This is a genomic window from Micromonospora sp. D75, from assembly GCF_018070405.1.
Taxonomy (GTDB): domain Bacteria; phylum Actinomycetota; class Actinomycetes; order Mycobacteriales; family Micromonosporaceae; genus Micromonospora; species Micromonospora chalcea.
The window spans coordinates 1-1,793 of record NZ_JAGPXV010000891.1 but is presented as its reverse complement, the minus strand read 5'-3'; the positions used below and the strand labels follow the sequence as shown (position 1 = coordinate 1,793).

Genomic DNA, 1,793 nt, shown 5'->3' with positions numbered 1-1,793 from the left:
CTCCACCGCCAGCCGCTGCGGGCCGAGCGCGATCCGCACCTCGCCGAAGTCGTCCTCGGTGATCCGCCGCTCCCACAGCCGGCGGGAGGCGGCGATCGACCAGAGCGCGTCCGGCTCCGGGTGCCGCCAGGTCATCGCGGCGCGCTGCTGCTCGGCGGCCCGGCGGGTGCGCTTGCGCATCTGCGCCAGGTAGCGCATGTAGTCGCGCCGCTGCGCGTTCAGCTCGGCCTTGTCGTTGCCGCCGTTGCCGAGCGTGCCGATCGCCATGCCCAACATGGACACACCGAACAGGCCACCCGCGACGTACGTCATCATGCCGCCGCCGCGGCCGGCGTAGAGGAAGGCCATCGCTCCGACACCGCAGAGCATCGGCAGGATCATCAGCACCTGCCCCATGCCCTTGGCCTTCGGCTCCGGCAGCTCGGGCGGGGACTCCAGCAGCACCTCGCCGCGCGGCAGCGCGGGCCCCGGTTGACGCGGAAGCCGGCGGAACACCACCGTACTCACGGCTCTCCCCTCCCCAGAAGCGGCCCTGATCGTGGTCTGCCACCGCCGGTGAGCGTCGGGTGGGCAACCTGTGCGACCGCCATCGTAGGTAATCTCCCGGAGGCGTCGTGGACCCGTGGGGGCGACGCCGTGGGCCGAGCGGATCGTTTGCGAGCAACGAGGAGGCCACTGTGGCGACGAAGACGGCGACCGGTGGGCTGAGCCGGATCACCATCGTGGCGCCACGTACCAGGATGGATCTGGCGCTGCCGTCCGACGTGCCGCTCGCCGACCTGCTGCCCACGCTGCTGCGCTACGCGGGCGAGGACCTGGCCGACGAGGGTGTGCGGCACGGCGGCTGGGCCCTGTCCCGGCTCGGCGGCCAGCCGCTCGACGGTGGCCGTACCGCCGCGCAGCTCGGGGTCCGCGACGGCGAGGTGCTCTACTTCAACCCCCGTGCCGCGACCGCCCCGGAGATCGTCTTCGACGACGTGGTGGACGCGGTCGCCACCTCCACCACCCAGCGGGCGGGCGCCTGGCAGGTGGGCACCACGCGGGCGTTCGCGGTCCTCCTGGCCGCCTCCGCGCTTGCCGGCGGCGCGGTGGCGGCGCTGTTCACCGGCCCGCCGCACCTGCCCGGCGCGGCGGCCGCCTTCGTGGTCGCGGTGGCGCTGCTGGTCGGCGCCGCGGTGCTGTCCCGGGCGGCCGGAGACAGTCGCACCGGCGCGGTGCTGGCCCTGGTCGGGATCGGCTACGCGGGCGTCGGCGGCCTGCTGGTGCTCGCCGGTGAGCGGACGCTCGGCGAGCTGGCCGCCCCGCACGTCCTGCTCGCCGGCACCGCCGTGGTGGTGTTCGGCGCGATCGCCGCGCTCGCCGTCGGCGACCGCCTGCCGCTGTTCCTCGGCGCGGTCGGCGTGGGGGCGGCGGTCGGGCTCGGCGCGGTGCTCAGCCTGGCCTTCGGCATCGGCGCGGCGGCGTCGGCGGCAGTGGTGGCGACAGTCGCCTTCGGCGCGCTGCCGGCGCTGCCGATGCTCGCCTACCGCCTCGCCCGGCTGCCGGTGCCGTCCATCCCCACCGGGCCGGACGACCTGAAGACCGACACCGAGTCGGTGGACGGGCCGTCGGTGCTGCGCAACAGCGAGCGCGCCGACGGTTTCCTCACCGGCCTGCTCTGGACCGTCTCGCTGCTGGTGCTCGGCGGCGAGGTGGTGCTGGCCGAGGACGGCCGCCTGCCGGCGGTCCTGCTCTGCCTGGTCCTGGCGCTGCTTTCGCTGCTGCGGGCGCGCCCGTTCCTCGGCCAGCACCAC

General features: G+C 75.1%; 1 protein-coding gene and 1 pseudogene. One reads left to right on the top strand and one right to left on the bottom strand.

What is annotated here, in order from left to right; translation table 11 throughout:
• Positions 1 to 507, bottom strand: a pseudogene (locus KBX39_RS30390) (type VII secretion protein EccC); the annotation flags it as partial.
• 170 nt (positions 508 to 677) lie between these two features.
• On the opposite strand from KBX39_RS30390, the gene eccD reads away from it, so the two are divergent.
• Positions 678 to 1,793, top strand: a 1,116-nt coding sequence (gene eccD, locus KBX39_RS30385) for a type VII secretion integral membrane protein EccD (protein ID WP_210873845.1), incomplete at its 3' end; no start/stop codon positions are given.